Source organism: Novosphingobium sp. (assembly GCF_019748365.1).
Taxonomy (GTDB): Bacteria; Pseudomonadota; Alphaproteobacteria; order Sphingomonadales; family Sphingomonadaceae; genus Novosphingobium.
The window spans coordinates 1-8,505 of sequence record NZ_JAIEPN010000009.1 but is presented as its reverse complement, the minus strand read 5'-3'; the positions used below and the strand labels follow the sequence as shown (position 1 = coordinate 8,505).

Here is an 8,505-nt window from a genome sequence, read left to right as displayed (position 1 = left end):
GGGGTGGGGCATGCCCCACCCCATGCGATCACCTCAATCTACACCAGAAATTACACCACGAGCGCGGACGCTAACTCCGCTGACGAAAGCTCGGGGTCGTAGTGAGTATCCCCCGCAACTTCTGGCGAGCAACTCTGTCCCATAGCACGCATTAAGCTTTGAGTTGCCATTTTTGCCTCGAGCATGCCGCCATCTACAAGACGAGCTGCTCTTAGCCCTGACGTTATGACTGCAGGGGTAGCTTTAATTGATGCAAGCTCTCGGACATCTGCGCTGCTGAGAGGCAAGGACGCTCTATCTGCTGCGGTCTTTACAACACGCTCTCGCACGGCACGCGATGGCCGTCCCAGATGGACCGCCAGCGTCATGCGACGCAGCACCGAGGGGTCTAGGCATAAGCGGTCATTGACGATCCAAATCGTGCTGACTTCTGGGGTCTCGACAAAGCGATTGATCCATTGCTTGGAACTGCCCCTCCGTTCGCTCATTGTCAGCACGTCGTCAGCTTCATCGATGACCAGCAGCCGATCTTTTCGGCTACGGCACAAGGTTCGCAGCATAATCGCGTGATCGAGTCTCTCGCCTCGGCTTGGCTCTCCACCTTCGTCATCGCTCAACCCGACGAATGTCGCCCCTCGGCCGGTCCGTTGCGCCACGGTTCGAGCAAACTCTGTCTTGCCGCCTCCAGGCTCTCCATAAAGCAAGATACTAACGGGCTCTGGCGAAGACAAAAGGTCGAGAGCGATGTCGCGCAATGGACCGATATGAGCGAACTCTTCCCAAGCCAAATTGCTCGATTCAGGATCTGGCATCAGCCAGCGCATCATGTCATCGCGTGACTCCGCCTCAATGCGCGTAAGCCGAATGAGCAGCGGGCTGAGATTGAATTCGCCATCGTTGTCATCGTTAACCAGTCGGCAAAGCAGAAGGCGTGACCCCGGCATGAGCTTCTGTTCTGTCAAGCCTTTGGGTGTACCTGAAAGACATGCAACCACGCCTGGCGTCAGGTGACCGCATCGGAACGGGGATGCCCTCACAATCTCCCGCCATGCATCGATTTTGCCCCAACGGACAAAAACCGCAAGAATGGCGATCTCGACATGATCAAGACCAAAGATCTCACCAACCCATGCGCATACCTTGTCGATTCGACTCGGTTTGATGTCTTTGCTGGCGAGTTCCTGTGCGACGAGCTTGAGCTGATGCAATGAGACATCCCCTCCCGCAGCTGCTTCCAACGACGCGTTTACCGGCGTCTCGCGATTTACGATCTGGAGGATGTCCTCGCCATGATAGCGTGCTTGCTGCGCGGTCATCGATTGGATGACTTTCACGACGACGTTGGCAAAATGGCCAACCTCGCCATCAGCTTCGAGAGTGGTGTTGAGATTGTCGCTTTTCCGGCGCGCCATTTGTGTCGATCTCCCTTGATGTGGCTTGAGTTATCGCTAAGGCATGCGACAAAAGCGGTCGTGCTATTCTGTTTGCAAAAAATCTGCTTGCTCTCCCGGCAGGCGTCGGCAATCCTAAGTCATTATGACGCGCAGGCTCAGTAATCTCGATCGTACACTAAAACTTGTACATGCATTGACCGAGAGTATCGAAGGCTTGTCCCTCGATGATATGGCTGCATTGCTTGGGGTGAATCGCCGAACAGTTGAGCGTTTGCGCAACGTCATCCTCATTCATTTCGACCTCGACGAAACGGTCGATGGGCGGATCAAACGATTCAGGATCAAGGATAGCCCGGGCCGTGCCTATGCTAGGCCAAACGCTGCCGAAGTCGCCGCGCTCCAGGCAGTGGTCGAAGCCGGGCGGATCGAGGGCACAGCCAACACCGAAGCGCTTGAGAAGCTGCTCTCCAAGATCAAGATCGCCTTTGACAGCGCTGAGAGGCGCCGGCTGGACAATGACCTCGATCTGCTCACCCGGTTGCAGCGATCCCGCGTTGCGGCAGGGCCAGCCGTCATCGCTTCGCCCGAGGATCTGACAACGATCCAGTCAGCGATCCTTGCCGCCCATTGTGTGGATTTCGATTATCAGCCCGATTGGGCTGCTGCGCCAGCATGGCGGCGGGTCATCCCATACGGCCTGATCCATGGCCCCATCACCTATCTGCTTGGCAAAATGCCTGACCGGGATGATCCCCCATTCACATTTCGGCTCGATCGCATGAGCAACGTTCGAGACAGCGGGATCGTCGGCTGCCCACCGGATGATTGGGATCTCGACGCCTGGATGTCCCGCAGCTTCGGCATCTGGCAAGAGGAAGATCACGATATTGTGCTGCGGGTCCGCCCGCATGCGGTCGAGCGAGCGCGGGCATGGCGGTTCCACCCGCATCAGCAATTCGAAGGTGATGGCGAGGAGCTGCTGGTGCGATTTCGATCCGGAGGGCTCTTTGAGCTCGCCAATCACCTGTTCGGATGGGCGGGCGATTTGGTGATCGAAGGACCAGCGGCATTACAGGACACGATGGAGCAGCGGCTCGCGGCGGCTCAGGAAATGTTGCGACCGAAATTGTCGTAGCTGATGGGAAGAGAGCGTGTTGGGCGTGGCGTGACAGTCGTCGGGGGATTAGTTTGAATGTTTGAGAACTGCCATCTGCGGATCGGCCACGCGCCATTTGCGAGCTGCATGCCGCTCAGTCCGCAGCTCCTGGCGAGCCTCTATGCCTTGCCTCATTGTGCCGAGATGCCGCTGCGCGAGGTCCTTGAAGCGCAGAGTAAGGATGCCCCATGGGCGGAGAGTTTTACTGTCGCCCCCGAACAGACCGCCACGGCTGTTGCCGCAATGCTGCGCCATCTGATGATGGCCACGCGGGACCTCGAGCCTGGATCCATTGCGACCGCCGCCCTGGCAACTGGCGGGAGGGCGCGCACCCATATCGAGGCGCTACGGGATCTTTGGTTTGGTAATCCAGCAATCGTTCCGTCCGAACTGGCGATATTGAAGGCATTCCTCGCCTGTGAGGCAGGCGATGCGTTGCAGTCGCTTCAGGTGATCTGGGATCGGAATAGCACCCAGCTGACATCTCTCGAGCGCGCTGTGCTCGAGCATCTCGAAAGTCACCACGGCAAGCTGGACGAGGACGATATTGATTACGTCCGCCTGGTCTCGGCCCCCAAGACGTGCCGAGCGCCTGAATCGATCCTCGCCGGGCATATCCAAAGGCATCTGCTTGATCCGTCGGCGCCAACGGTACCCATGGACGACAGCCTCGCGGTTTGTTCCGTCCGCGATGCACTCACGGAATGCGAAGCCGCCGCCGCCATCATCCAGCGCTGGCTTGCCGAGGATCGAGCTTTGTCGGCGAGCGACATCGGCATCATCCTGCCGGCAGGGCCGGAATACACGAATTACCTGTCGGAAGCCTTCGCGAATGCGGGCCTTACGGCATCATCGCTCCCTGCTGCGCTGGATCGCAGAAATGTTGGGGGTGAAGTGCTCCTGCATTTCCTGCAGTGCAGGCGGCGGCCCGCGCCCGCCATGGCGCTCGCCTCGCTATACTGTTCCCCCGTTCTGTGCTGGTCCCCGGACGTGGGAACGGCCTTGGCCAATGCCGTCATGGCCGGCGATTTTCAGCCGATGTTGGTCCATGACTTGAGCGGAAAGCAGGCTGCGCTGTTCTCGCTTATTCGGTCAGCATCACCTGCGACGAACGGTCAGCTCAAAGAGGAAATCCGTTCCTTTCAGAGACTGCTCCATGACGACGAACTGCTTGCTCCCGATGTAGCTGAGGCGAAACAGCTGGCTTCGCGTCTCGTGGCCGCTCTCGGCAATGCCAATGATGCCGCCGAAGCGGAACTGGAAAAGGCCATCCAATTGGCCGCAGCATACCAGGCACCGCCTTACCCACGCGGACCTTATTATCTGGGCGGTATCTCGGTCATGTTGGCGCATGAAATGCCCAAGCGGCAGTTTCGCAAGCTTCTCGTCCTCGGCTTCAACGACGGTGCCTATCCGCCCCCGCCTTCGGGGAATCCGTTCTTCCTCGACAGTGAGGTTGAGGCGATCTCGAACGCGATCGGCTTGCAGCTCCCGTCCCAGGCCAAGCAGCTCGATACATCGCTCGACCTTTTCGCGCGGCAGATTGGAGCCGCAAGTGACCAGGTCATATTCCTCCTGTCAGAACGCGATCGCAGCGGCAGCTTTCTCTCCGCTTCGTCAAGCTTGCCACTCATCTCCCGGCTCATCAAAGGCATGGATGATGCGGAATCTTTGGTCGTGCCGCTCACGCACAGTGAAGGTACGATCTGGGACAGGCTGGTGGCCTGGATGCCGCGGCCAGTGGTCGAGCCCTTGCAGCCCCTCGAAGTGCCAACGCACTATGAGTTCGATCTCGATCTCCTGAGCCTGCGCAAGAAAGATGATGGCACCCCGAGAGCGCAGAGCCCGAGCCGGCTTGAAAAGCTCCTCATCAGCCCGCTGGCCTGGGTCCTGGCTGAACTCGGCGCCGAGCACGTCTCTTGGCAGCCGGAAGCGCTTGACGTCATGCTGCGCGGCTCTCTCGCCCACGAGGTATTCGAACGCCTCTTCCCGCCGGGCAAGGACCACCCGTCCGACGAAGTGATCGAAGAAAAGGTGCCCGAGCTTCTTCTGGAACGCATTCGTGCAATTGCGCCGTTCCTGCAGACGTCGGCCTGGGCTGTCGAACGCAACACGCTGGAGGCGGAAATCACCAAGTCCGCCAAGCACTGGTCGATGGTACTGAAATCCCTCGACGCCGAGATCGTGGGCAACGAATTCTGGCTCTCCGGGACCCTGTTTGACCATCCCGTACATGGCAAAGCGGATTGCCTGCTTCGCCTTCCCGATGGGCAGCCGATCGTCGTCGATTACAAGAAGAGCAGCTCCGGAACCCGCAGACAGCGCTTGCAGAAGGGCTGGGACCTGCAGGTCGATCTCTATCGGCGCATGACCGTTCGGATCGATGAGCGCAGCCACGAAGCTGTCGTTCGCATTGGCGAGACCTTGAACGGCTGGTCCAAGCAGCCGGCCGTCGCCTATCACACACTCAACGACGGAAACGTCCTTCTCAATGGCATCGAAGTGTTTGACAGCACTGACGTTGAACTCGTCACCGGCGACATCGCAGCGAACGCGATTTCGCTGATTTCGGCGCGATTTGATGCCCTCAAGGCTGGCCGGCTGGATACAAACACCACAGCGGATGCCACATTCTTTCAGAAAGCAGCGGCGCTTGGCACCTACGCTCTCGAAGACAGTCCGTTGATCACCGCATTCATGCGTGACGATACCGCTCCTTCTGTAACCCTCCCGGACGAACTCGATGACTGAACTTTCGATTGTGCCCGCAGGCGCCGGGGCTGGCAAAACGCACCATATCCAGGAAACCCTCACCCTATGGGTCAGGGACGGCAAGGTTCGCCCAGAGAAGATCCTCGCGGTCACCTTCACAGAAGCCGCCGCCGGGGAGTTGCGGCAGCGGATCCGGGGCGCTCTGATTGCGGACAGCAATCTGTCGGCAGCGCTGGCTGTCGAGAGAGCTTATGTCTCCACCATTCACGGGCTGGGGCGCCGATTGCTGATCGAGCACGCCTTCGCATCGGGTTCATCTCCGCAGCAGCGTCTGATCGCCGAAGACGAGCAGGACTTGCTGATCCGTCGCTCGATCGAAGAAAATCCTGCATTGAGCGAGCTGTCCCGAAACCTCGCCGCCCTTGGCTATCAAGGAAGCTTCTCCTCGGACGAAACCGCAGAGGACAGCTTCCGCAAGAAGTTGCTCGGCGTCATCGCCTTGCTGCGAACGCTCGGTCCGCGAGGCAGCGATCCGGCGATGGCCGACTTTGTCGAGGCATCCATCCGGACCGGATACGGTGCACCTATCGGCAAATCTGAGACTTTGGCTGCAGCGCTCCAGAAGACTGTCGATGCCTTGCTTCAGGCCTTTCCTCGCTCGCTCGCTGACGATGCTGGTAGTGCCACCGCCAAGACAGCATTCCGCGAGAACTTCCGCGCTCTGAAGCAGGCTCAGCAGCTGCTCGCATCCGGCGGTACAGACTGGCGGCTGTGGCAGAAGCTGCGGGGCCTGCGTCTGTCGATGCGCGGCAATCCGACCCCTGACGGCTACGACGATCTTGCATCTGCGGTCATGCTGGCGGCTGACAACCTGGCTTTTCACCCCGGACCACTCGAGGATGCGGTTTCACATGCGCGCGCTCTCGTCGAAGGCGCACAGTCGGCGATGAAGGACTACGAGACTCGCAAGCGTGAGCTCGGTGTGATCGACTTTAGCGACATGGTGACCAACGCCGCACGGATCCTTGAGGAAAAGCCCGCTGTGCTTGGTGCCGTCATGGAAGAGGTCGACTGCGTCATTGTCGACGAGTTCCAGGACACCAACCCGATCCAGTTCACCTTTCTGTGGGCGCTGGCCCGCAAGGCCAAACGCGCATTGATCGTCGGCGACACCAAGCAGGCGATCATGGGCTTCCAGGGCGCGGATCCGCGACTGACTGTCGCCCTTACGCAGCAATTTGAAACCAGCCCGCTCGACCGGAACTGGCGATCTGATCCGCGCATCATGGATTTCGTGAACGCACTGGGGCCGTGCCTCTTCGGTGAGGACTATACGGCGCTTGCCGCGCAGAATTCCTCGGGACACGACACCGCTCTGGAGGTCATCGAGCTGGCCAACAAGCGCGGTGCCCGCTCCGGCGGAAAGCCCCAGCATTTCATCGCTGATCGTCTCCTGTCCCTGCTGACGGATGATCGGGTGACCATCGTGGACAGGCATTCCAAGGCCTTGCGCGATCTGGAGCCCCGGGATGTTGCCATCCTGTGCCCGACGCATAGCCACTGCGCGAGCTATGCGGCCGCGCTGCGGGCCCTGGGCTTGCCGGTCCGCGTTGCAGAAGGAGGCTGGTGGCAAAGCAAGATCGTTCAGGCAGCATGCTTCGCGCTTCGTTTCGCCGTCGATCCGGCAGACAACCATGCAGCGATCTGCACCGCAACGCTCGGCCCGGGCGCAACGCCGCTCGGCGATGCTCTTGGCGCTCTGGCCCGCGACGGCCGGATCGAGACACCAGAACTCATGGCATTGCAGGGACTTTGGCCTGACTCGCTTGCGACGCCGGTGGACAGACTGGTGCATCAGGTGATCCAGGTTGCCGGGCTACGCGACTGGTGCGACCGGCTCGACGACCCCGCCCAAATGAGAGCGGACCTTCTTCGCTTCGAGGCTGAAGCGGCGGCATTCATGGATGCACACCGGGATATGCGCGAAGCCTCCGGTTTCTATGGCCAGAGTGCCAACGTTTTCCTTGGGTGGCTCGAGAACAAGGTCGGCTTGAAGGGTGAGGATCTCCGTCCGAATCCCGCTGGCGCGGAGGCCGATGGCATCGAGATTGTAACCTGGCACGCATCGAAGGGGCGGGAGTGGCCGGTCGTGGTCGTTTGCGGCCTCGATCACAAACTCGACCCGCGCGCCGGCACATTCAGCACAAAGTTTCCTGGTTTCGACGATCTCGATCATGTGATCGAACAGGCGACACTTGCCTATGCGCCTGACTTTGCTGCTCCCGAAGCGACAGCTCGTTTTCTAAATGGACTGTATCCTGAGTGCGAGGAGACAGCGCGCCGATTGCTTTACGTCGCTCTGACCCGTGCGCGGGACCGCCTGATCATCGAGTGGCCGCAGGACGATGATAAGGTCGAGCCGCCCTTGCCGATTACGGCACGTCGTCTTTTGGACGACGCCTGTGGCATGAAATTGCAGGGCAATCAGATCACTGTCGGTCCAGCGAACTTTGCGGCGCGCATGACGATTTGTGGCAAGGAGATCCCAGCGTCGTTCGAAGGGGAAGCCAGAGTTCGCATTGAGAGGAATGATCGCGAACCCAGATTTGCAATTGAAAGGCGAGCTATCGGCCAACTTACCCCGGTCATCAGTCCTTCCCAAACAATCGCCACCACTCGGCCGCTGCCTTCGCATATTGAGACCCGGCCGATTTCAGAGGGCGTCCGGCTCACCGGATCGGATCTCGCACAGGCAACGGATAAGGGAACGGCGGTCCACGAAGCCTTGCGGATTTTGTTGTGCAGGCCAGATCTGCGGCACAGGGTGGGGCAGCATTGCCGTATCGGCGAGGCTGAAGTCGAGCTGCTCGCGCAACAGGCGCAAGCTCTTCGGCAGACCCTCACGGAGCTTGGTTATTCGCGCCTACATGTCGAACAACCAATCGAAATCGAACTGGCAGACGGTGGACGTCAGAGCATCATAGTCGACCTGATCGCTGAGAGCACGAATGGCTTCATGATCGTGGACCACAAGAGTGGGCCTATTGCAGACCATACAGCTCGATTTGCAACATATTGGCCTCAGCTAGCGGCTTACATCGCTGCCGTTGAGTTTAAGGCTGGCAAGGCCGTCCAAAGCGCTGCTGTGTTCTGGACCGAGACTGGTGGTAACCCTGCGGTGAGGGCCGCCTTGCGCTGATTTGCTGACGTGCCGAGAAGGCACCGGTGCAAGCGCTGGTGCTT

General features: G+C 59.6%; 4 protein-coding genes. 3 read left to right on the top strand and 1 reads right to left on the bottom strand.

Annotated elements, in window-relative coordinates; genetic code table 11:
* Nucleotides 1-50 precede the first annotated feature (50 nt).
* A complete protein-coding gene (locus tag K5Q19_RS02035; RefSeq protein WP_292940523.1) occupies nt 51-1,412 on the bottom strand; it encodes an AAA family ATPase in 1,362 nt (453 codons plus the stop codon).
* Nucleotides 1,413-1,608: 196 nt separating this feature from the next.
* Here K5Q19_RS02035 and K5Q19_RS02030 point away from each other — a divergent pair, with 196 nt between their 5' ends.
* Genes K5Q19_RS02030 through K5Q19_RS02020 form a run of 3 tightly spaced genes read left to right on the top strand, consistent with a single transcriptional unit; the run spans nt 1,609 to nt 8,461 of the window.
* Complete coding sequence (locus K5Q19_RS02030) at nt 1,609-2,529, top strand: WYL domain-containing protein (protein WP_292940520.1); 921 nt, start codon at nt 1,609-1,611, stop codon at nt 2,527-2,529.
* 57 nt (nt 2,530-2,586) lie between these two features.
* Entirely contained in the window at nt 2,587-5,301 is a 2,715-nt protein-coding gene (locus tag K5Q19_RS02025; RefSeq protein ID WP_292940517.1) for a PD-(D/E)XK nuclease family protein, read from the top strand.
* Nucleotides 5,294-8,461: a UvrD-helicase domain-containing protein gene (locus tag K5Q19_RS02020; RefSeq protein ID WP_292940514.1), complete on the top strand. Its 3,168-nt coding sequence runs from the start codon at nt 5,294-5,296 to the stop codon at nt 8,459-8,461. The genes K5Q19_RS02025 and K5Q19_RS02020 overlap by 8 nt, the downstream gene beginning before the upstream one ends.
* Nucleotides 8,462-8,505: the final 44 nt, after the last annotated feature.